The sequence below is a fragment of the Telluria sp. LT2P34 genome (genome assembly GCF_059685915.1).
On sequence record NZ_JCASIN010000002.1, the window covers coordinates 338,289 to 359,728 of the forward strand.

17 protein-coding genes are annotated in these 21,440 nt (G+C 63.3%); 4 read left to right on the forward strand and 13 right to left on the reverse strand.

Annotated features, from left to right (window positions below; genetic code table 11):
• Positions 1-72 precede the first annotated feature (72 nt).
• Both AC56KZ_RS07405 and AC56KZ_RS07410 read left to right on the forward strand, forming a co-directional pair.
• Positions 73-1,029, forward strand: a complete 957-nt coding sequence (locus tag AC56KZ_RS07405; RefSeq protein ID WP_497161510.1) for a Bug family tripartite tricarboxylate transporter substrate binding protein — start codon at positions 73-75, stop codon at positions 1,027-1,029.
• Positions 1,030-1,132: 103 nt separating this feature from the next.
• On the forward strand, positions 1,133-1,882 hold the full coding sequence (locus AC56KZ_RS07410; RefSeq protein WP_497161511.1) for a maleate cis-trans isomerase family protein: 750 nt from the start codon (positions 1,133-1,135) through the stop codon (positions 1,880-1,882).
• Between the two features lie 13 nt (positions 1,883-1,895).
• Here AC56KZ_RS07410 and AC56KZ_RS07415 read toward each other — a convergent pair whose 3' ends face one another.
• The 10 genes from AC56KZ_RS07415 to AC56KZ_RS07460 form a co-directional block, all read right to left on the reverse strand.
• Positions 1,896-2,510 carry a flavin reductase family protein gene (locus AC56KZ_RS07415; RefSeq protein WP_497161512.1) on the reverse strand — a complete coding sequence of 205 codons (615 nt, stop codon included), beginning with the start codon at positions 2,508-2,510 and terminating at the stop codon, positions 1,896-1,898.
• 57 nt (positions 2,511-2,567) lie between these two features.
• Positions 2,568-3,431, reverse strand: a complete 864-nt coding sequence (locus AC56KZ_RS07420; RefSeq protein ID WP_497161513.1) for a protein-glutamate O-methyltransferase CheR — start codon at positions 3,429-3,431, stop codon at positions 2,568-2,570.
• The gene (locus AC56KZ_RS07425) at positions 3,416-10,408 is read right to left on the reverse strand and encodes a HAMP domain-containing protein (protein ID WP_497161514.1); all 6,993 of its coding nucleotides are present in this window, start codon (positions 10,406-10,408) and stop codon (positions 3,416-3,418) included. The genes AC56KZ_RS07420 and AC56KZ_RS07425 overlap by 16 nt, the downstream gene beginning before the upstream one ends.
• A 167-nt stretch (positions 10,409-10,575) precedes the next feature.
• On the reverse strand, positions 10,576-11,511 hold the full coding sequence (locus tag AC56KZ_RS07430; protein WP_497161515.1) for a CysB family HTH-type transcriptional regulator: 936 nt from the start codon (positions 11,509-11,511) through the stop codon (positions 10,576-10,578).
• Positions 11,508-12,581 carry a sulfate/molybdate ABC transporter ATP-binding protein gene (locus AC56KZ_RS07435; protein ID WP_497161516.1) on the reverse strand — a complete coding sequence of 358 codons (1,074 nt, stop codon included), beginning with the start codon at positions 12,579-12,581 and terminating at the stop codon, positions 11,508-11,510. The genes AC56KZ_RS07430 and AC56KZ_RS07435 overlap by 4 nt, the downstream gene beginning before the upstream one ends.
• Complete coding sequence (cysW, locus tag AC56KZ_RS07440) at positions 12,578-13,498, reverse strand: sulfate ABC transporter permease subunit CysW (RefSeq protein WP_497161517.1); 921 nt, start codon at positions 13,496-13,498, stop codon at positions 12,578-12,580. The genes AC56KZ_RS07435 and cysW overlap by 4 nt, the downstream gene beginning before the upstream one ends.
• The gene (cysT, locus tag AC56KZ_RS07445; RefSeq protein ID WP_497161518.1) at positions 13,495-14,325 is read right to left on the reverse strand and encodes a sulfate ABC transporter permease subunit CysT; all 831 of its coding nucleotides are present in this window, start codon (positions 14,323-14,325) and stop codon (positions 13,495-13,497) included. The genes cysW and cysT overlap by 4 nt, the downstream gene beginning before the upstream one ends.
• 130 nt (positions 14,326-14,455) lie before the next feature.
• Positions 14,456-15,229 (reverse strand): sulfite exporter TauE/SafE family protein, encoded by a 774-nt coding sequence (locus tag AC56KZ_RS07450; protein ID WP_497161519.1) that lies wholly within the window; start codon positions 15,227-15,229, stop codon positions 14,456-14,458.
• 120 nt (positions 15,230-15,349) lie between these two features.
• Positions 15,350-15,988, reverse strand: a complete 639-nt coding sequence (locus AC56KZ_RS07455) for a peroxiredoxin (protein WP_497161520.1) — start codon at positions 15,986-15,988, stop codon at positions 15,350-15,352.
• Positions 15,989-16,094: 106 nt separating this feature from the next.
• Positions 16,095-16,481, reverse strand: a complete 387-nt coding sequence (locus AC56KZ_RS07460; RefSeq protein WP_497161521.1) for a diacylglycerol kinase — start codon at positions 16,479-16,481, stop codon at positions 16,095-16,097.
• A gap of 154 nt (positions 16,482-16,635) precedes the next feature.
• Between AC56KZ_RS07460 and AC56KZ_RS07465 the strand changes: the two genes are divergently transcribed.
• On the forward strand, positions 16,636-17,415 hold the full coding sequence (locus AC56KZ_RS07465; protein ID WP_497161522.1) for an IclR family transcriptional regulator: 780 nt from the start codon (positions 16,636-16,638) through the stop codon (positions 17,413-17,415).
• Here the strand turns inward: AC56KZ_RS07465 and pbpG are convergent.
• The 3 genes from pbpG to AC56KZ_RS07480 all read right to left on the reverse strand — a co-directional run bounded on the left by pbpG (position 17,412) and on the right by AC56KZ_RS07480 (position 20,453).
• Positions 17,412-18,641 (reverse strand): D-alanyl-D-alanine endopeptidase, encoded by a 1,230-nt coding sequence (pbpG, locus tag AC56KZ_RS07470; RefSeq protein WP_497161523.1) that lies wholly within the window; start codon positions 18,639-18,641, stop codon positions 17,412-17,414. The two genes, AC56KZ_RS07465 and pbpG, sit on opposite strands and share 4 nt — an antisense overlap.
• Before the next feature lie 217 nt (positions 18,642-18,858).
• Positions 18,859-19,554: a nitroreductase gene (locus tag AC56KZ_RS07475; RefSeq protein ID WP_497161524.1), complete on the reverse strand. Its 696-nt coding sequence runs from the start codon at positions 19,552-19,554 to the stop codon at positions 18,859-18,861.
• On the reverse strand, positions 19,551-20,453 hold the full coding sequence (locus AC56KZ_RS07480) for a DMT family transporter (protein ID WP_497161525.1): 903 nt from the start codon (positions 20,451-20,453) through the stop codon (positions 19,551-19,553). The genes AC56KZ_RS07475 and AC56KZ_RS07480 overlap by 4 nt, the downstream gene beginning before the upstream one ends.
• 323 nt (positions 20,454-20,776) lie before the next feature.
• On the opposite strand from AC56KZ_RS07480, the gene AC56KZ_RS07485 reads away from it, so the two are divergent.
• Positions 20,777-21,355, forward strand: coding sequence for a phasin family protein (locus tag AC56KZ_RS07485; protein ID WP_497161526.1), 579 nt, complete (start codon positions 20,777-20,779; stop codon positions 21,353-21,355).
• The last annotated feature ends 85 nt before the right edge of the window (positions 21,356-21,440 follow it).

A 21,440-nucleotide genomic window follows, 5' to 3' on the forward strand; every position in this document is an offset into this window, starting at 1 on the left:
GCCTTGGCTTTGTCCCAACCCGCGGTCGAGCGCGGCGCCAACTTAAAAAATCACATCGACAGGAGACCTACCATGTTCCGAAAACTTGCCTGCAGCATGCTGCTGCTCACCTCAGCCACTGCACTCGCCCAATCGCTTCCCTCCAAGCCCATCACGCTGATCGTTCCGAATCCTCCTGGCGGCGTGGTCGACACCGCGGCCCGCGTGCTCGGCCAGCCACTCGGCCAATTCCTCAAGCATACCGTCGTGGTGGACAACCGCCCTGGCGGAAGCGGCAATATCGCCTATCAGGCGGTGGCCCGCTCCGCACCGGACGGCTCCACCCTGCTGGTGTCGTATTCGGCATACCACACCGCCAACCCGGCGCTGATGACAAAGCTGCCGTGGGCGCCCAAGGATTTCACGCCGGTTGCGCTGCTGGTGACTGCCACCAATGTCGTCGCCGTGCATCCTTCGCTGCCCGTCAACACGCTGAGCGAACTGATCGCCTATCTGAAAAAGAATCCCGGCAAGATCAGCTACGCATCCCAGGGCAATGGCTCGCTGTCGCATATCGGAACCGAGTTGTTCAAGCAGCAGACCGCCACCGACATGCTGCACGTTCCTTACAAAGGTTCTGGCCAGGCCATTGCCGACGTACTGGCCGGCCGCGTGCACGTCTTCATCACGACGCCGCCATCGGTGATGCAGCATGTCCAGTCCGGCAAGCTGAAGGCGCTGGCAATTGCCGGCAAGACCCGTCATCCGATGATGCCGACGGTGCCGACGACGGCCGAAGCGGGCTTGCCGGACTTTACGCTGGAAGCCTGGGTCGGCCTGTTTGCGCCGACCGGCACGCCTCCTGCCCTGGTGACGCAACTGAGCAACGGCGTCAAGCAAGCGCTCGAGACGCCGGAAGCCAAAAAGCTGGCCGCCGGCCAGGGCGTCGAAGTGCGTTACATGAATCCGGCCGCCCTGGACACCCTCGTCACGACCGAACTCGGCTACTGGAACAAGGTCATCAAAAAGGCCAACATCACGCTGGATTGATGGCGAAACGACGGGGTTTCCGTCGTTGTACCGCATGCCTTGCCTATGACAGCCATCCTTTGTCATAGGCATTTTATTTGTCAGGCTACTTTGGGATCACGCCATGAAAAACTACCGTATCGGACAGATCGTCCCCAGCAGTAACACCACCATGGAAACCGAAATTCCGGCGATCTTGCGGGCGCGCGAAATGGTCTTGCCGGAACGCTTCACCTTCCACTCCAGCCGCATGCGCATGAAGCGCGTGACTAAAGAAGAGCTCGCTGCGATGGATGCCGATTCCGACCGCTGTGCACTGGAACTGTCCGACGCCCGGGTGGACGTGCTCGGCTATGCCTGCCTCGTTGCCATCATGAGCATGGGACGTGGTTATCACCGGGTGTCGGAAGAGCGCCTGCATGGCCGCACCCGGGAAAACGACGCGCCTGCGCCCGTGGTGACCAGCGCCGGTGCGCTGGTGCATGGGCTGGGCAAGATCGGCGCCAAAAAGATTGCCGTCATTACGCCGTACATGAAACCCTTGACGGACATGGTGGTCGATTACATCGAGCACGAAGGCTTCGAGGTGCTCGACTGCATTTCACTCGAGATTGCCGACAATCTTGCTGTCGGCGCCCGCGATCCGAATGCCTTGATCGAGATCTCGAAGCGCCTCAATACCGCCAATTGCGATGCGGTGGTCTTGTCTGCCTGTGTGCAAATGCCTTCGCTCTCCTCCATCCAGCCGGTGCAGGACCGCATCGGCTTGCCGGTGCTGTCGGCTGCCGCCTGCACCGCCTATCAGATGCTGGAAAAGCTGGGTTTGCAAACCATGGCGCCGCATGCGGGGGCTTTGCTATCCGGTAAATATTGAACCATCCTGTTCTTCAGCGGGGCCGGAATATGTGGAACAACTGGTCCGGCCCGATCGAAAAATAATCGGCGGGACCGCCGCCACGCAGGATATGGCCTGCGGCCGCGGTATCGTAGACGCCGTTCGTGAGCGAGGCTTCGGCAATATGCACGCCCACGACTTCGCCGAGTGTCAGCCAGGTCGGCACCAGGTCGCCATTCGCGCGCTGCAACTGGATGATCTGGGTGACCTGGCATTCGAAGGACACCGGGCTCTCGGCCACGCGCGGCGCCTTGACCAGGCGAGATGGCGCGGCCGTGAGCCCGGCCAGCGCGAATTCATCCACTTCCGGTGCGAGCGCCGCGGAGGTGCTGTTCATCGCTTCCGCCAGCGGCCTGGTCGCCAGGTTCCAGACGAATTCCCCGGTCTCGCGCACATTGCGCAGCGTGTCTTTTTCGCCAACGCTGGCAAAGCCAACGATGGGCGGCACATAGTTGAAGCCGTTGAAAAAGCTGTAGGGCGCGAGGTTCGCCACGCCTTCTCCGCTCAAGGACGATATCCAGCCGATCGGACGCGGTCCGACGATGGCATTGAAGGGGTCGTGGGGGAGCCCATGACCGTTGCGGGGTTCGTAGAAATGGATAGTCATGGGTGGATGCGTCCTGCGCCTCGGTGAATGATTCGTTCGCCCCCCCCATCAGCGGGCTCAGGGCTGGACAGGAATGCGCTTGTAAATGCCTTGCTCGCCAAGCAGGCACGTAAAATCACGCGTCAGGTCATGGCTGACCGGGCCTGCCGAGGCGTCGATCTGCAGGATGCCGAAATTGCACAGGCTTTGCGCGAACAGCCTGAGCGCACGCTGGCGCAGCGCGATGCTGTAGTGCGACAGCGGCCGCTGGCAGATGACCAGGTGGCACTCGTTGAACGACGCGTCCACGCTGAGATCGTGCTGGCTGTAGATGATGTGCTGGCGCAGCCGGTGGTGCAGGGTAAATCCCGTCTCGGTCTGGATGACATGGTCGGACAAGGCCGTCTGCCCGCCCCCTTGCGCATGCTGCGCATCGCGCTCCCGGAAGCTGGGAGCGGCCAGGTGCAGGTCCGCGATCTGGCCCAGCACGTCTTCATTCGCGTTGGTTACGAACACCTGGGTGCGCGGCAGCAGCCCCTCCTCTTCCAGCATCACCATCAGCTGGGTCAGGAAGGCGGCGTCGGCGCATTCGGCGATCCACAGCACCGGCCAGGCCACCGAACGCAGCAAGGGCAGCGCCGCGCAGCGCAGCGCCATGAAGGAAGTGGGCCTGGTGAAAAAACCGCCCTCGTTTTCGCTGACAAAACTGAACGCCGCCCGCGCCGCCGCCGCGTCATGCAGGATCTCGCCCTGCAGGCTCGAAATACTCGCCGCCTGGCGCTGCTCGCGCAAGCTCGCCAGGCGCGCCAGCAGCCATTCGCGCTCGAAGCCGCGCAAGTCTACCCCGTGGCGGCGGTATGCGGCCTCGGCGAACAACTCCGTCTCGAGCAGCAAGACGGAACCCGCTTCAGTTGGCGTCGTCGCGTTCAATGACCTAGCCATACGCGCATCAGGGACAGCAGCTGGCCCACGTCGACCGGCTTGGTGATGTAATCGCTGGCGCCCGCGGCGATACACTTGTCGCGGTCGCCCTTCATCGCCTTGGCGGTCAGGGTGATGATCGGCAGCGACTTGAATTTGGCGATCTTGCGGATCGCCCGCATCGTGTCATAGCCATCCATTTCCGGCATCATGATGTCCATCAGGATGATCTCGATGCCCGGCGTCTCTTCCAGCATCTTGATGCCGTCCTTGCCGTTTTCGGCGAAGTGCACCTTCATCTGGTAGCGCTCCAGCACGGTGCTGAGCGCGAAGATGTTGCGCAAGTCGTCGTCCACCACCAGCACGCTGCGGCCGGCCAGGTCGCCCTCGGCGGCATGCGCCTTTTCCAGCATGCGGCGCTGCTCGTCGGGCAGGCGCGCCGGGGAACGGTGCAGGAACAGCGCCGTTTCATCGAGCAGGCGTTCGCGCGAACGGGCGTCTTTCACGACAATCGTCTTGGCGAAGCGCTTGAGCTTGGTGACCTCTTTGCGGCTCAGTTCTGCAGCGGTGTAGACCACCACCGGCAGGTCGCGCAAGGATGGATCTTCGCTGATGGTCTCCAGCACGGCGAAACCATCCATGTCCGGCAGGGTCAGGTCGAGCACCATGCAGTCGAAGCGGCGCGTGCCTAGCAGCTCGAGCGCGGCGGCCCCGCTATTGGCCGACACCAGCTCGAGGTCGGACTCGCCGATCAGCTGCATGATGTCACGCAGCTGCACTTCGTCGTCCTCGACAATCAGCAAACTGCGTTGCGTCTGGTTCATGAAGCGCTGGATCTGGTTGAACTCTCCCTCCAGGCGCTCCGCGTTGACCGGCTTGTTGAGGTAGGAAATGGCGCCCTGGCGCAGCGCCTTTTCACGCTCGCGCATTTCCGACATGACGTGCACCGGGATGTGGCGCGTGCCCGGATCGCGCTTCAGGCGGTCGAGCACCATGTAGCCGTCGGTATCGGGCAGGTCCAGGTCGAGCAGGATCGCGATCGGCAGGTAATCGCGGGCCAGCGTCAGCACCGATTCGCCGGATTCGGTCACGATGCCGCGCATGCCGCGCGCCCTGGTCTGCGACAGCAGGACGTTGGCGAATTCCGGGTCATGCTCGACGATCAGCACCGACTGGTCGCCGGCGAGGATCAGGTTGCGGTCGTCCAGGTCCGGATCGTGCACATTGACCTGGGGGTTGGTGCTGGAAGATGGCAGCGTCAGCACGCCCGGAATCTGCGCATTCGGCACAAAGGCCGGCGCATAGTGGTCGGCGTACATGCGCGGTTGCGTCTGCTCGTTCGCCGGCGAATAGGTATGGAAGCCGGCATAGTTGTACGGCAGGTAAAGCGTGAAGGTGGAACCGCTGCCGACCACGCTGGTCACGCGAATCTCGCCGCCCAGCAGGCGCGCCAGTTCGCGCGAAATCGACAGGCCCAGGCCCGTGCCGCCGTAGCGGCGCGCGGTACTGCCGTCGGCCTGCTGGAAGGCTTCGAAGATGAGCTGCAGCTTGTCGGCGGAGATGCCGACGCCGGTATCGGTAACGGAGAATGCCACCACCGAATCCGCGCGGCTCAGGAATGGATGGTCCGGCGACCAGCCGCTCTGCACCAGGCCGATGCGCAGCGTCACCTCGCCGTTGGCGGTGAACTTGAAGGCGTTCGACAGCAGGTTTTTCAGGATCTGCTGCAGGCGCGTAGTGTCGGTCATCATCGCCAGCGGCAGGCTTGGATCGAGCTGGATGAAGAATTTCACCAGCTTGGCCTCGGCCATGTGGCGGAAGGTGCGCTCGACGTAAGTCGCCAGCACCGGGAAGCGCGACTCGCTCACTTCCAGGGTCACGGTGCCCGACTCGATCTTCGACAGGTCGAGGATGTCGTTAATCAGGGTCAGCAGGTCCGAGCCGGAGCCATGGATGGTGCGGGCGTACTCGACCTGGTTATCGTTCAGGTTGCCGATCGGGTTTTCACTGAGCTGCTGGGCCAGGATCAGCAGGGAGTTGAGCGGCGTGCGCAGCTCGTGCGACATATTCGCCAGGAACTCGGACTTGTACTTCGAGGAGAGCGCAAGCTGGGTCGCTTTTTCTTCCAGCGCCAGCTTGGCCTGCTCGACCTCGCTGTTCTTGCGCTCCACTTCGCTGTTCTGGTCGGACAGCAGGCGCGCCTTTTCCGCCAGCTCCTGGTTGGTTTGCTGGAGTTCCTGCGCCAGCGACTGCGACTGGGTCAGCAGCGACTCGGTACGGCTGTTCGCCTCGATCGTGTTCAAGACCGCGCCGATGGAACCCATCAGCTGGTCGAGGAAGCCCATGTGGGTCTGGGTGAAGCGCTCGAAGGATGCGATTTCAATGACCGCCTTGACCTCCTGCTCGAACAGGATCGGCAGCACCACGATGTTGGTCGGCGGCGCCGAACCGAGGCCCGAGGACACGACGATGTAGTCGCGCGGGACGTTGGTCAGCCACATGCGCTGCTTCTCGATGGCGCACTGGCCCACCAGCCCTTCGCCCGGGGCGAACGAGGTCGGCAGCGCATTGTCCGGACGGTAGCCGTAGCTGGCGATCATCTTCAGGCGCGGCTTGAGGCCGTCGGCGTCCATCATGAAGAAGACGCCATGGTGGGCCGAGACCAGCGGCGCCAGCTCGGACAGGATCAGCTTGGTGACCTCTTCGATGTCGCGCTGGCCTTGCAGCAAGCGGGTAAAGCGCGCCAGGTTCGACTTCAGCCAGTCCTGCTCAGCGTTTTTCTGCGTCGTTTCCTTCAGGTTGCGGATCATCTCATTGATGTTGTCCTTCAGGTCGGACACCTCGCCGCGCGCTTCGACCTGGATCGAACGCGACAAGTCGCCGCGCGTCACGGCGGTCGCCACTTCGGCAATCGCGCGCACCTGGGTGGTCAGGTTTGCCGCCAGCTGGTTGACGTTCTCGGTCAAGTCTTTCCAGGTGCCCGAGGCGCCCGGCACACTCGCCTGGCCGCCCAGTTTTCCTTCGACGCCGACCTCGCGCGCCACCGAGGTCACCTGGTCGGCAAACACCGCCAGCGTGTCGGTCATTTCGTTGATGGTGTTGGCCAGCGAGGCGATCTCGCCCTGCGCCGCCACCGTCAATTTTTTCTTCATGTCGCCGTTCGCCACGGCGGTCACCACGCCCGCGATACCGCGCACCTGAGCGGTCAGGTTGGCGGCCATGAAGTTGACGTTCTCGGTCAAGTCCTTCCAGGTACCGCCCACGCCCTTCACCTGCGCCTGGCCGCCCAGCTTGCCTTCAGTGCCCACTTCGCGCGCAACGCGCGTCACTTCGGATGCGAACGAGGACAGCTGGTCCACCATGACGTTAATCGTGTCTTTCAGTTCCAGGATCTCGCCCTTGGCGTCCGCCGCGATTTTCTTGGACAGGTCGCCGTTCGCCACGGCGGTGGTCACCTCGGCGATGTTACGCACCTGGCCCGTCAGGTTCGAGGCCATGAAGTTCACGTTGTCGGTCAAGTCCTTCCAGGTGCCCGCCACGCCCTGCACGTTCGCCTGGCCGCCGAGTTTTCCTTCGGTACCCACTTCGCGCGCCACCCGCGTCACTTCAGACGCAAAGGAGCGCAGCTGGTCGACCATGGTGTTGATCGTGTCTTTCAGCTGCAGGATCTCGCCGCGCACGTCCACCGTAATTTTCTTCGACAAGTCGCCGTTTGCCACGGCGGTGGTCACGTCGGCGATGTTACGCACCTGGGACGTCAGGTTACCGGCCATCGAGTTGACCGAGTCGGTCAAGTCCTTCCAGGTACCCGCGACGCCCGGCACGTTGGCCTGGCCGCCCAGCTTTCCTTCGGTACCGACTTCGCGCGCCACGCGCGTGACTTCCGACGCGAACGAGGACAACTGGTCCACCATCACGTTGATGGTGTCCTTCATTTCGAGAATCTCGCCCTTGACGTCAGCGGTAATTTTCTTGGACAAGTCGCCGTTCGCCACGGCGGTCGTCACTTCCGCGATGTTACGCACCTGGCCCGTCAGGTTCGAGGCCATGAAGTTCACGTTGTCGGTCAAGTCCTTCCAGGTACCGGCCACGCCCTTCACCTGCGCCTGGCCGCCGAGTTTGCCTTCGGTACCGACTTCGCGCGCCACGCGCGTCACTTCGGACGCGAACGAGGACAGCTGGTCCACCATCACGTTAATCGTGTTCTTCAGCTCCAGGATCTCGCCCTTGGCGTCAGCCGTAATCTTCTTCGACAAGTCGCCCGTCGCCACCGCGGTGGTGACGTCGGCGATGTTTCGCACCTGGCCGGTCAGGTTACCCGCCATCGAGTTGACCGAGTCGGTCAAGTCTTTCCAGGTACCAGCAACGCCCGGCACGTTCGCCTGGCCGCCCAGCTTACCCTCGGTACCGACCTCGCGCGCCATACGCGTCACTTCCGACGCGAAGGAGTTCAGCTGGTCCACCATGACGTTAATCGTGTTTTTCAGCTCGAGAATCTCGCCCTTGGCGTCGGCGGTAATGGTCTTGGACAAGTCGCCATTCGCCACCGCGGTAGTGACCTCCGCGATGTTACGCACCTGGCCCGTCAGGTTCGAGGCCATGAAGTTCACGTTGTCGGTCAAGTCCTTCCAGGTACCCGCCACGCCCTTCACCTGCGCCTGTCCACCCAGCTTGCCCTCGGTACCGACCTCGCGCGCCACGCGCGTCACTTCGGATGCGAAGGAGGACAACTGGTCCACCATGACGTTAATCGTGTCTTTCAGCTGCAGGATCTCGCCCTGTGCATCGGCCGCGATCTTCTTCGACAAGTCGCCGTTCGCCACCGCGGTGGTCACCTCGGCGATGTTACGCACCTGGCCCGTCAGGTTACCCGCCATCGAATTGACCGAGTCGGTCAAGTCTTTCCAGGTACCCGCGACGCCCGGCACGTTCGCCTGGCCGCCCAGCTTACCCTCGGTGCCGACCTCGCGCGCCACGCGCGTCACTTCCGACGCGAACGAGGACAACTGGTCGACCATCACGTTGATCGTGTCTTTCAGCTGCAGGATCTCGCCCTTCGCGTCGGCCGCGATCTTCTTGGACAAGTCGCCGTTCGCCACCGCGGTGGTCACTTCCGCAATGTTGCGGACCTGGCCGGTCAGGTTACCCGCCATCGAGTTGACCGAGTCGGTCAAGTCCTTCCAGGTGCCGGCAACGCCCGGCACGTTGGCCTGGCCGCCCAGCTCACCCTCGGTACCGACCTCGCGCGCCACGCGCGTGACTTCCGAGGCGAACGAGGACAGCTGGTCCACCATGACGTTAATCGTGTCTTTCAGCTCGAGGATCTCGCCCTTGGCGTCCGCCGTAATCTTCTTCGACAAGTCGCCGTTCGCCACCGCGGTCGTCACTTCCGCGATGTTACGCACCTGGCGCGTGAGGTTACCCGCCATCGAGTTGACGTTCTCGGTCAAGTCTTTCCAGGTGCCGCCGACGCCCTTCACCTGCGCCTGGCCGCCCAGCTTGCCCTCGGTACCGACTTCGCGCGCGACGCGCGTCACTTCGGAAGCGAACGAGGACAGCTGGTCCACCATGACGTTAATCGTGTTCTTCAGCTCGAGAATCTCGCCCTTGGCGTCGGCCGTAATCTTCTTCGACAGGTTGCCGTTCGCAACCGCCGTCGTGACTTCGGCGATGTTACGCACCTGGCCCGTGAGGTTACCCGCCATCGAGTTCACCGAGTCGGTCAAGTCCTTCCAGGTGCCGCCCACGCCCTTCACTTGCGCCTGGCCGCCCAGCTTGCCTTCGGTACCCACTTCGCGCGCCACCCGGGTCACCTCGGAAGCGAAGGAGGACAGCTGGTCCACCATGACGTTAATCGTGTCTTTCAGCTGCAGGATCTCGCCCTTGGCGTCGGCCGCAATTTTCTTCGACAGGTCGCCGTTTGCCACCGCGGTGGTGACTTCCGCGATGTTACGCACCTGGCCCGTCAGGTTCGAGGCCATGAAGTTGACGTTGTCGGTCAAGTCCTTCCAGGTGCCGCCCACGCCCGGCACATAGGCCTGGCCGCCCAGCTTTCCTTCGGTACCGACCTCGCGCGCCACCCGCGTCACTTCGGACGCAAAGGAGCGCAACTGGTCGACCATGGTGTTGATCGTGTCCTTCAGCTGCAGGATCTCGCCGCGCACGTCGACCGTGATCTTTTTCGACAAGTCGCCGTTTGCCACGGCGGTGGTCACTTCCGCGATGTTACGCACCTGGGAGGTCAGGTTACCGGCCATCGAGTTGACCGAGTCGGTCAAGTCTTTCCAGGTACCGGCCACGTTCGGCACGTTGGCCTGGCCGCCGAGCTTACCCTCGGTACCGACTTCGCGCGCCACGCGCGTGACTTCGGAGGCGAAGGAAGACAGCTGGTCGACCATCGTGTTGGCGGTGGTCGCCGCACGCAGGAACTGGCCGCGCAGGGGACGTCCGTCCACTTCGAGGGCCATGTTCTGGGACAGGTCGCCTTTTGCCACGGCGCCGATGACGCGCGCCATCTCGGTGGTCGGGCGCACCAGGTCGTCGATCAGGGCGTTGACCGAATTGATGATCGTGGCCCAGCCGCCGCCCACGGTGGGCGGCGTCGCGCGCTGCAGCAGACGGCCGTCGTGGCCGACGATACGGCTGACGCTGACGATCTCTTGCGCGATCTTGTCGGAGTTTTCAATGATTTCGTTGAGCGTGTCGGCGATCTTGCCGTTCATGCCAGTCAGGTCGGACGGCAGCCGCACCGAAAAATCACCGCGGCGCAGCGCGACCAGGGCGGTGACGAGCTGGCGCGAATCGAGGGCCTCCTCGGCAAGGCGCGCACGTTCGGCGCTTTCTTCCATGAGCTCGTTGACGATTGCAGCCAGGGCGGCGTTGGCGCCGCCCAGCCCAAGAGGGACCCGAACGCTGAAGTCTCCCTGGCGCATGGCCGTGAGCGCATTCAGTAAAAGTTGCGAATCGAGGTCCACTGCGGACTCTTCAACGATGTTCATGGCGTGGCTCCTGATGATGAACCGGTATTTTGAGTGCGCTTGCCCTTTCGATCAAGCAATCTCGCACTGTGCGCGAATAAAAATACCGGGTCAAACAGGCGATGCGGCGCGAAAGGAACACATCAGGGAAACTTTAGGACAGGCTCATTGCAAGCTTGTCATCCCGGTCAAGCCGCCGCCGCTTCCGCCTGCAAGCTGCGCTCGATGTCGGCGCGGGTGAATCCCGGCGCGAAGCGTTCGATGAAATGGTAGGCATAGGCCCGCAAATAGGCCCCGCGCCGCACAGCCAGGCGCGTCACGTTGGGTGCGAACAGGTGCGCGGCCTCGATCGCTCGCAAGCCCTTGTCGCGGCCCTGATCAAAAGCCATCGAGGCGATGATGCCGACACCCATCCCGAGCGAGACATACTGCTTGATCACGTCCGAATCCATCGCGGTGAGCACGATGTCGGGCGTGAGGCCGGCCGTGTTGAAGGCGTCGTCGATATGGCTGCGGCCGGTGTAGCCGACGTCGTAGGTGATCAGGGGGTAGGCCGCCAGGTCTTCCAGCCGCAAGGGCGCACTGTCCAGCAAGGGATGGCCGTCCGGCGCCACCACCACATGGCTCCAGCGGTAGCAGGGAAACGACACCAGGTCGGGAAAGGCCGACAGGCCTTCGGTGGCGATGCCGATGTCGGCGCGGCCCGACAGCACGTATTCGGCGATGTGTTCCGGTGCGCTCTGCTGCAGGGCGATGCGCACGCCCGGGAAGGCGCTGCGGAAGGACTGCACCACCTGCGGCAGCGCGTAGCGCGCCTGGGTGTGGGTCACCGCCACGGTCAGCGTGCCGCTGTCCTGGCCGGCGTATTCCTGGCTGGCCTGGGACAGGTTTTCCGCTTCCACCAGCAAGCGCTCGACGATTTTCAGGATGCCCTTGCCGGGACCGGTCAGCCCGGTCAGGCGCTTGCCGTTGCGCTCGAAGATGACGACGCCGAGTTCATCTTCCAGTTCGCGGATCTGGCGCGACACGCCCGGCTGCGAGGTGAACAGGGCGGTGGCGACATCGGTGAGATTGAAATTGCGGCGCGCAGCTTCGCGCACCGAGCGCAGCTGCTGGAAATTCATATGCCGCCGCCCTCGTCCACGAAGACCTGGATCTGGCGCGGACGCACCAGCAGCGTTTCGCCATCCTTCAACCCGAGGCGGGTAAAACGCTCGTTCGGGATCACCGCTTCGATCAGTTCGGCGTTGTCGAGGCGCTCGAGGTCGAGCTGGGCCAGCGGGCCGATCGCATGGGCGCGGCGCAGCTTCACCGCGATGCCCTTCTGCCCGGGCGCGAAGCGTTCGACTTCGAGGTCGTGCGGGCGCACGTAGCCGATGCCGTCGGCGTTCTGCACCGTGCCGTGACCCGGCGCGTCGAACAGCGCGTCGCCGCTGGCCAGCACGCCGTCGTGCACGCGGCCGTGGAACAGGTTGACGTTGCCCAGAAAACTGTAGACGAAGGGCGAAGCCGGGGCGTTGTAGACGTCGGCCGGCGTGCCGAGCTGCTCGACGCGGCCCTTGTTCATGACCACCACCTGGTCGGCCACTTCGAGCGCTTCTTCCTGGTCGTGGGTGACGAAAATCGAGGTCACGTGCAGGTCGTCGTGCAGGCGGCGCAGCCAGCGCCGCAGTTCCTTGCGCACCTTGGCATCGAGCGCGCCGAAGGGTTCATCGAGCAGCAGCACCCGCGGCTCGACCGCCAGGGCGCGCGCCAGGGCGATGCGCTGGCGCTGGCCGCCGGAGAGCTGCGGCGGGTAGCGGTCCGCGATCCAGTCGAGCTGCACCAGTTCGAGCAGCTGCTTGACCTTGTCGCGGATCTGCGCTTCGCTGGGGCGCTCGCGCCGCGGGCGTACGCGCAGGCCGAAGGCCACGTTCTCGAACACGGTCATGTGCTTGAACAGCGCGTAATGCTGAAACACGAAGCCGACCTGGCGCTCGCGCACATGGCTGGTCGACGCGTCTTCGCCGTCGAGCAGCACGGCGCCCGAATCCGGATGCTCGAGGCCCGCGATGATGCGCAGCAGCGTGGTCTTGCCGCAGCCCGAAGGCCCCAATAAAGCGGTCAGTTCGCCGTTCGGGAACTGCAGCGAGACGTCGTCGAGCGCCTTGAACTGGCCGAACTGCTTGCGGATGTGTTGGACTTCGATCGTCATTGCATGCGCTCCGTAGTGCCGGCGTCAGCACGCATGGACAGGTGCAGGCGCCATTCGATAAAGGACTTGATGGCCAGCGTCACCAGCGCCAGCAGCGCCAGCAGCGACGCGATCGCGAACGCGGCCGTGAAGTTGTATTCGTTGTAGAGGATTTCGACCTGCAGCGGCATGGTGTTGGTCTCGCCGCGGATATGGCCCGACACCACCGACACCGCGCCGAACTCGCCCATCGCCCGTGCATTGCACAGGATGACGCCGTACAGCAGGCCCCACTTGATGTTCGGGAGCGTCACGCGCCGGAAGGTCTGCCAGCCCGAGGCCCCCAGCACCAGCGCCGCTTCCTCTTCCTCGGTGCCCTGCTGCTGCATCAGCGGGATCAGCTCGCGCGCCACGAAGGGGAAGGTGATGAAAATGGTCGCCAGCACGATGCCGGGCACGGCGAACAGGATCTTGATATCGTGCTCCATCAGCCACTCGCCGAACCAGCCCTGGGCGCCGAACAGCAGCACGTAGATCAGGCCCGCGATCACGGGCGAGACGGAAAACGGCAGGTCGATCAGGGTCAGCAGGATGCTTTTGCCGCGGAAGTCGTGCTTGGTGATGGCCCAGGCGGCGGCGACCCCGAACACCAGGTTCAGCGGCACCGAGATGCCGGCCGCAATCAGGGTCAGCTTGATGGCCGACAGCGCGTCCGGATCGACGATCGCTTCGACATAGGTGGCCCAGCCGCGCTTCAAGGCTTCGGCAAACACCGCCACCAGCGGCACGAACAGGAACAGGGTCAGGAAAGCCAGGGCCACGGCGATCAGGGTCCAGCGCACCCAGTTCGGCTCGAAGGCATTGGTTTTCATCGGGCGCCGCGCGGCGGGCGCGGCGGTGATCGGTTTATCTAAAGGTGGGGTAACGACGGCGCTCATTTCTTGCCTGCCCTTCTGCGGGTCCAGGCCTGCAACAGGTTGATCGTCAGGAGCAGGATGAAGGAAAACACCAGCATCACCACCGCGATCGCGGTGGCGCCGGCGTAGTCGTACTGCTCCAGTTTGGTGATGATGAGGAGCGGCGTGATTTCCGAGACCATCGGCAGGTTGCCGGCAATGAAAATCACGGACCCGTATTCGCCGGTGGCACGCGCGAAGGCCAGCGCGAAGCCGGTCAGCAGCGCCGGGATAATCGTCGGCAGGATCACGCGGAAGAAGGTCTGCAAGGGGCTCGCGCCCAGGCTGGCGGCGGCTTCCTCGAGCTCGCGCTCGGCCTCTTCCAGCACCGGCTGCACCGTGCGCACGACGAAAGGCAGGCCGATGAAGGTCAGCGCGACGACAACGCCGAGCGGCGTGAACGCGACCTTGATGCCGAGGGTTTGCAGATACTGGCCGATCCAGCCGTTGTGCGAATACAGGGCGGTGAGCGTGATGCCGGCGACCGCGGTGGGAAGGGCGAACGGCAGGTCGACCAGGGCGTCGATGAAGCGCTTGCCCGGAAAGCGGTAGCGCACCAGTACCCAGGCCACGATGCCGCCGAATACGACGTTCAGGCTGGCGCCGATCAGCGAAGCGCCGAAGGTCAGTTTGTAGGAGGCGATCACGCGCTCGGAGGTGACGGCGGCCCAGAATGCTTCCCAGCTCATCGTGAAGGTCTTGAGGAAGACCGCCGACAGCGGAATCAAGACGATCAGGGCCAGGTAAAAGATCGTGAACCCGAGCGACAAGCCGAAGCCGGGCATGATCCGGCCTGGTGTTTTGGTCATGGCTGCCTTATTACAAATTCTTCTATTGGAGCGTAATAATCTCACTAAGAACTCATAAACCAAACGAACCATTCTTTATTTACATAGACGAAATAAGCTATTAGCGCGACGGGGCCAATCGATTCGTTCTTTACAGCACCAGCTTCGCCGCCACACCGGTCAGGGTGACAGCCAGCAGTCCGCGCAGGAAGCGTTCCGGCACCTTGCGCGCGAGCATGGAACCCAGGGTAATCCCGGGCACCGAACCCACCAGCAGGGTCACCAGCAGCATCCAGTCGATCGTGCCGAGCCACCAGTGCCCCAGCGCGGCAATCGCCGTCAGCGGCACGGCATAGGCGATATCGGTCCCGGCCACTTCCGCCGGGCTCAAGGTCGGATACAGCATCACGAGCAGGGTCGCGCCGATGGCGCCGGCGCCGATCGAGGAAACGGTGACCAGCACGCCGAGCACGGCGCCCGAGAAAATGGTGGCGTTCGTCAGCGCCCTGCCCTGCAGCTGGCGGCCCGGTTTGGCCTGGACCCAGGCCAGCATGCGGCGCCGGAACAGCAGCGCGACGACGGTCAGCATCACCGAACCGGCGATCGAATAGCGGATGACCTGGCCAAGACGGGCATCGATGGCGCCGAACTGGTGCAGCGCCAGCGTGGTAATGAGGGCGGCAGGAAGCGCGCCCAGGCAGAGGCGGCGCACGATGGCCCAGTGGACGGTGCCGTTGAAGCGGTGGGTGATGGTGCCGGCGCCCTTGGTGACCGAGGCGAAGGCCAGGTCGGTGCCGACCGCAACGGTTGGCGAAACGCCGAACATCAGGGTCAGGAGCGGCGTCATCAGCGACCCGCCGCCCACGCCCGTCATCCCGACCAGAAGCCCGACCGCAAAGCCGGCGGTGATATATGTCAGTAGCATGCTTGTCCCAGAGTAGAACCCAAGAGTAAGCCGGGTCAGCCGTGGGACAAAGGATGGGTTTCTTATTTGCTTATGCGGTAGTTCCGCGTGGGCACGGAGTGCCCACCCTACGAAACCCGCTTACTTGTTCGGCTGCGGCGTCAAACGCAAATACGGGCGCAGCGCCGTGAACCCCTTCGGATACTTTTCAGCAATCACGGCCGGATCCTGCACGGTCAGCGGAATGATGACATCGTCCCCATCTTTCCAGTTGCCGGGGGTGGCCACCGAATAGCCGTCGGTCAGTTGCAGGGCGTCGATCACGCGCAGCACTTCGTCGAAGTTGCGGCCGGTGCTCATCGGATAGGTGATGGTCAGGCGGATCTTCTTGTTCGGGTCGATCACGAACAGCGAGCGCACGGTGGCCGTCGCCGACATTTCCGGGTGGATCATGTCGTACAGGGTAGAGACCGTTTTATCGGCGTCGGCGATGATCGGGAAGCCGACCACGGTCTGCTGGGTCTCTTCGATGTCGCGGATCCACTCGCGGTGCTGCTCGGCGGGGTCGACCGACAGGGCAATCGCTTTCACGTTGCGCTTGTCGAATTCCGGCTTCAGTTTGGCCGTCAGGCCCAGTTCGGTCGTGCAGACCGGCGTGAAGTCGGCCGGATGGGAAAACAGCACCACCCAGGAATTGCCTGCCCATTCGTGGAAGCGAATGCGGCCGATGCTGGAATCCTGTTCGAAGTCGGGGGCGGTGTCGCCCAGGCGTAAGGTCATGGTCATCTCCAGGAGTTGGACGCTTTCGCGGCGCCACCATGACGCCGCACAGCGGAAAGCCATTGTGCGGCATTTTTGACAAGTTTGCCGCGACCGCGCAGGGAGATTACATGAAACGGCTGTAGAGCACGGTGCCCCAGGTGAGAACGGCCAGCAGGATCGTCAGAGCGACGGCGGCGCCGCCGAAATCCTTGGCATTCTTCGACAGCGGATGGCGTTCGAGCGAGATGCGGTCGACGATGGCCTCGATCGCCGAATTGATCAGCTCGACGATCAGCACCAGCAACATGACGCCGACCAGCACCAGTTTCTGGAAGCCCGACACCGGCAGCAGCAAGGCGGCAATCGTCGCCAGCGCAACGATGACCAATTCCTGGCGGAACGAATGCTCGGTGCGCCAGGCCGTGGCCAGGCCCTGCATGGCAAAGCTCGTTGCATTCAGGATGCGCCTGAAGCCGGCCTTGCTCTTGAATTCACTGACTGGTTGTTCCATTACATGTCCAAAAAGGCAAGCAGAACGGCCATTATGCCCGTTCCATGCCTGCGATGGAGCAGCATCATCCTAGATGTTTGCCACTAGGAAATTCTTGGCTGTATTTCGCATTATGGTATAAAGTGAAGCGATACTGCACTGCACCAAGCCCATCATGAAAATCGACACCCTTGAAGCGCCGAAGACATCGATCCAGGTGATCGAGCGCATGGTTGCCCTGCTCGATGCGCTGGCAACCTATCCCGATCCGGTCAGCCTGAAGGAATTGTCGAAAGTCTCGGGCCTGCATCCCTCGACGGCGCACCGCATCCTCAACGACATGGTGGCAACCCGCTTCGTCGACCGCGTCGAGCCCGGCACTTACCGGCTCGGCATGCGTCTGCTGGAACTGGGCAATGTGGTGAAAAGCCGGCTCTCGGTACGGGAAGCGGCGCTCGACTACATGCGCGCCCTGCACAAGAAAACCCAGCAAACGGTGAACCTCTCGGTGCGCCAGGGCGACGAGATCGTGTATATCGACCGCGCCTTTTCCGAGCGTTCCGGCATGCAGGTGGTGCGCGCCATCGGCGGACGCGGCCCGCTGCACCTGACTTCTACCGGTAAGTTGTTTCTGTCGGTGGACGAAGCCAAGGCGATTCGCGCCTACGCCACCCGTACCGGTCTCGCAGGCCACAACAAGAATTCGATCACCGACCTGGCCAAGCTCGAGCGCGAGCTGAGCCTGGTGCGCGCGCGCGGCTATGCGCGCGACAACGAGGAGCTGGAGCTGGGGGTGCGCTGCATGGCGGCGGGCATCCACGACGACAGCGGCAAGCTGGTCGCCGGCCTGTCGATCTCGGCGCCGGCCGACCGCCTGCAGGACGAGTGGCTGGACGATCTGGTCCAGACCGCCAGCCAGATTTCGTCGACCCTGGGTTATCGGGACGTCGCTTAGCGGATCGTCGGCACGGTTACCGGACGGAACGCGGCGTGGGCGGCATGCGCCGCCTCGCTTGCCGCCGCAGCAGCCGTGGCGGCGCCGTTGGCGGCAGCCGGGCGCAGCGTGTCGGGCGTCAGCGCCTCGAGCCAGCGCCGCATGCGGCCGGCATCGGCGGTTCGCGACATCTTGCCCTTCGAATCGAGGAAGACCATGATCACGTTGCGACCCTGGATCGTGGCCTGCATTACCAGGCAGCGCCCTGCTTCGTTGATGAAACCGGTCTTTTGCAGGCCGATGTTCCAGTCCGGCAGCTTCACCAGGTAGTTCGTATTGTTGTAGCGCATCGGCCGCCCGCTGGCCTCGACCACCCAGTTCGGATCGGTCGAATACTGGCGCAGCAGCGGTTTCTGGTGCGCGTAAGCCACCAGGCGCGCCAGGTCGCGCGCGCTCGATACGTTGCGGCTCGACAGGCCGCTGGCGTCGACGAAATGGGTGTCGTTCATGCCCAGCGCGCGCGCCTTGGCGTTCATTGCTACGACGAAAGCGTTGATGCCACCGGGGTAGTTGCGTCCGAGTGCCGCCGCCGCCCGGTTTTCCGAACTCATCAGCGCGATATGCAGCAGGCTGTTGCGGGTCATGCGCGCGCCGACGGGCAGGCGCGAGCTGCTGAACTTCTGGCGGTCGACGTCGTCGTTGCTGATGACCAGGGTTTCGTCCAGGTAGAGGTTGGCGTCGACCACGATCACGCCGGTCATCAGCTTGGTGATCGAGGCGATCGGCAGCGCAACGTTGGCATTTTTCTCGAACAGCACTTCGGACGTATTCTGGTCGAGCACCAGGGCCACGCTCGAGCGCAGCGACAGCGCATCACGGGTCTGGTGCAGGCCGGCCATGTCGCCGGCAGTGCGCAGCGCAGGCGCCATGATGACCGGTGCCGCCCGGCGCGCCATATGGTAGGTCACGCGGCGCTTGCCGCGCACGGTCTCGACGCGGCGCACCATGCGCTGGCGGCCATCCAGGGCCACCGCAGCGGCCAGGTCCTTGCCGCGCTTGCCCTTGCGTTTGGCCTTGGCGACCTGCTTCCGAACGACTTTTTTCTTGACGACGGGACGCTTGCCCTTTGCCGCACGGGCCTTCTCGGCGCCCGCACCGGCACCGGCGCCAGCGCCCGCCCCGGCAGCCGAAACAGGCTCGGCCATCAGGAACAGCGAGATCAGGGCGGCCAACAGCAACTTCAACATTTTCTACTTTCCTTCACACGGAACGGATGAGGCATTGCCCCAGTGTAATCATCCACAAGTCAACTGCAAGCGAATTTAACATTTGCTTCGGCTATTTTGCCGCAATACAACGATATGCGTCATGCATGGCGCAACTAAACCTGCCCTTGTCTGCCAAGCGCAACATGACACACGCGCATGTCTTTACGCGTCCCGGAACGGGGAGACATGCCCGTATTTACTCCAGGATGCGCACGAACGAGGCCACCGGCTCGCGTTCGGTGACGAGCGTGTTTTCGACCCTGGTGCGGTCGGCCCAGCCCAGCGCCATGCCGCAGACGACGGTTTCATTTTCCGGCAGTTCCAGCTGGGCGGCAATGATTCGGTGATACTGGGTAAACGCCGCCTGCGGGCACGTGTCGAGCCCGCGCCCGCGCGCCGCGACCATGATGTTTTGCAAGAACATGCCGTAGTCGAGCCAGGAGCCCTGCTCCATCACGCGGTCGATCGTGAAGATGAGGCCGACTGGCGCGTCAAAAAAGCGGAAATTGCGTGCGTGCTGTGCGGCCATGCCCTCTTTATTGTCGCGCGTCAAGCCGAGCAGGCTGTACAGGTCCCAGCCGACTTTTCGCCGGCGGTCGATGAAAGGCGACACCCATTCGCGCGGATAGTAGGCGTATTCCTCGGTGTGCTGGCGCGACTGGGCCGGGTCCTGGTGGACGGCCAGGATCGCGTCGGACAGGGCTACGCGCGCCGCACCGAGCAGCACATAGACTTTCCAGGGCTGGGTATTGGTGCCGGACGGGGCGCGCGCCGCCACTTCGAGGATGCGCTCGATGTCCTCGCGCGCGACCGGCTGGTCGAGGAAGGCGCGGGTCGAACGGCGCGAAGTGATCGCGGCGTCGACCGCTTCTTGTTGTGGGTTTGAAATCATGTCAGCTCCGGTTTCTTCATCACGAATGCGACCCCCGCCACGGCCACCAGCATGCCCAGCAGGGCCAGCGGTCCGAGCGTTTCGCCAAACAGCAGCCAGGCCATGATGGCGGTTGTCGGCGGGGTCAGGTACAGCAGGCTCGTTACCTCCAGGGCGGCGCCCCGGCTGATGAGCCGAAAGAGCAGGAAGATCGCGCCGATCGAGAGCGCGAAAATTGACCACAGGAGCGCCCCGATGAAGCGCGCGCCCCACTCTACTTTAGACAGCGACAAATCGAACTGTTCCAAAAGAATCGCCAGCGGCAGCAGTGCCGCAATCGACACCGCGAACTGGATCGCGGTGCCGACCCGCAAATCGAAACTGGGGCAATAGCGCTTCTGGTACAGCGTGCCGGCGGTGATCGACAGCAGCGCCATCACACAATACAGGATCGACTGGAAGGACAAGCCGTCCGTCGCGGTCTTGGCCGCCACTACCAGCGCTACCCCGCCCAGACCCAGCAGCAGGCCCAGCCACTGGCGCGGCCGCACGTGCTCACCGATCAGGGGCGCGGCCACCGCCGTCAGGATCGGCTGCAGGCCGACGATCAGCGCCGACAGCCCGGCCGGCATGCCGATCTTGATCGCACACCAGACGCCGCCCAGGTAGCCCGCCTGCAGCAACAGCCCGGCAATCGCGATGTGCAGGACACGTCCGTGCGGCCAGGGCGCGCCCCATACCAGCAACAGCGGCAGCAGCACCAGCAGCACGCCCGTGCAGCGCAGCAGCAGGAAGGTCAGCGGCGGTGCATACGGCAAGCCGAACTTGGCGACGATGAAGCCGGTGCTCCACAGCACAACGAAAAACGCCGGCAACAGCCAGCGGTGCGTGGAGCGGGGAACTAAGGTGGTGTCGGCCATGGCATGGGGCGCCAGGGACCGGGGATTCCGATGAGCGCAGGACAAGTCTAGCATAGGGCGCCGCTGCACTTCAGGACGCAAGCGGAACGCCGATCGGCCGATGCGCGCAGCAATCTCTATTGCCTCGAAGTATTTCTTCGGATGCAACAAAACAACAGACGAGGATGCCATGGTGCAACGCACCAAATTCGCTTGACGTGCATTCAAAAACCGGCCAAACTTGCTTCTGTTGCGGTGCACCATACTTTCGAGGCACCGGTCAAGGGACCAGCAACATCGGTTCCGGCAGCATACCTTCCTATAACGTTTGTTTGGAGATCCACATGTTTGCAATCCCAGAGCAGTTCTCGAATGCCACCAAAACCAATTTCGAAGCCCAGTTCGCACTGTTTTCGTCGCTGAGCGCGAAAACCTTCGAAAGCATGGAAAAGCTGGTCGAGCTGAACATCGCTACCGCACGCGCCGCCATGGAAAACAGCTCGAACACCGCCCGCCAGCTGATGTCGGTCAAGGCGCCACAAGAGTTCTTCCAGGTTGTCGCTACGCAAGCCCAGCCTGCCGCTGAAAAAGCTGTCGCCTACAACCGTCAGCTGGCCGCCATCGCCACCGGCACCGGCGCCGAGTTCTCGAAAGCCGCCGAAAGCCAGATCGTCGAAGCGAACCGCAAGGTCATCGCCCTGGTCGACGAAGTGAGCAAGAATGCTCCTGCCGGTTCGGAGACGTTTGTCGCCGCCATCAAGACCGCCATCAGCAATGCCAACGCCGGCTACGAGCAGTTCAGCAAGACCAGCAAGCAAGCTGTCGAAACCGTCGAAAACAACGTGAACAGCGCCGTGTCGCAGTTCACCCAGGCTGCCGCCAAAGCGCCTGGTTTCGCCGCCAACGCTGCTGCTGCCGCCTAAGTCATTTCCCTTGCGGCCTGCTTCGGCAGGCTGTAAAACAACGGGCCGCCTGAGAGATCAGGCGGCCCGTTGGCGTTTACGGCGG

What these genes read in the sequence shown, in the direction of transcription:
- AC56KZ_RS07405 (WP_497161510.1), top strand. Translation starts at nt 73, where the DNA reads ATGTTCCGAAAACTTGCCTGCAGCATGCTGCTGCTCACCTCAGCCACT.
- AC56KZ_RS07410 (WP_497161511.1), top strand. Translation starts at nt 1,133, where the DNA reads ATGAAAAACTACCGTATCGGACAGATCGTCCCCAGCAGTAACACCACC.
- AC56KZ_RS07415 (WP_497161512.1), bottom strand. Translation starts at nt 2,510, where the DNA reads ATGACTATCCATTTCTACGAACCCCGCAACGGTCATGGGCTCCCCCAC.
- AC56KZ_RS07420 (WP_497161513.1), bottom strand. Translation starts at nt 3,431, where the DNA reads ATGGCTAGGTCATTGAACGCGACGACGCCAACTGAAGCGGGTTCCGTC.
- AC56KZ_RS07425 (WP_497161514.1), bottom strand. Translation starts at nt 10,408, where the DNA reads ATGAACATCGTTGAAGAGTCCGCAGTGGACCTCGATTCGCAACTTTTA.
- AC56KZ_RS07430 (WP_497161515.1), bottom strand. Translation starts at nt 11,511, where the DNA reads ATGAATTTCCAGCAGCTGCGCTCGGTGCGCGAAGCTGCGCGCCGCAAT.
- AC56KZ_RS07435 (WP_497161516.1), bottom strand. Translation starts at nt 12,581, where the DNA reads ATGACGATCGAAGTCCAACACATCCGCAAGCAGTTCGGCCAGTTCAAG.
- cysW (WP_497161517.1), bottom strand. Translation starts at nt 13,498, where the DNA reads ATGAGCGCCGTCGTTACCCCACCTTTAGATAAACCGATCACCGCCGCG.
- cysT (WP_497161518.1), bottom strand. Translation starts at nt 14,325, where the DNA reads ATGACCAAAACACCAGGCCGGATCATGCCCGGCTTCGGCTTGTCGCTC.
- AC56KZ_RS07450 (WP_497161519.1), bottom strand. Translation starts at nt 15,229, where the DNA reads ATGCTACTGACATATATCACCGCCGGCTTTGCGGTCGGGCTTCTGGTC.
- AC56KZ_RS07455 (WP_497161520.1), bottom strand. Translation starts at nt 15,988, where the DNA reads ATGACCTTACGCCTGGGCGACACCGCCCCCGACTTCGAACAGGATTCC.
- AC56KZ_RS07460 (WP_497161521.1), bottom strand. Translation starts at nt 16,481, where the DNA reads ATGGAACAACCAGTCAGTGAATTCAAGAGCAAGGCCGGCTTCAGGCGC.
- AC56KZ_RS07465 (WP_497161522.1), top strand. Translation starts at nt 16,636, where the DNA reads ATGAAAATCGACACCCTTGAAGCGCCGAAGACATCGATCCAGGTGATC.
- pbpG (WP_497161523.1), bottom strand. Translation starts at nt 18,641, where the DNA reads ATGTTGAAGTTGCTGTTGGCCGCCCTGATCTCGCTGTTCCTGATGGCC.
- AC56KZ_RS07475 (WP_497161524.1), bottom strand. Translation starts at nt 19,554, where the DNA reads ATGATTTCAAACCCACAACAAGAAGCGGTCGACGCCGCGATCACTTCG.
- AC56KZ_RS07480 (WP_497161525.1), bottom strand. Translation starts at nt 20,453, where the DNA reads ATGGCCGACACCACCTTAGTTCCCCGCTCCACGCACCGCTGGCTGTTG.
- AC56KZ_RS07485 (WP_497161526.1), top strand. Translation starts at nt 20,777, where the DNA reads ATGTTTGCAATCCCAGAGCAGTTCTCGAATGCCACCAAAACCAATTTC.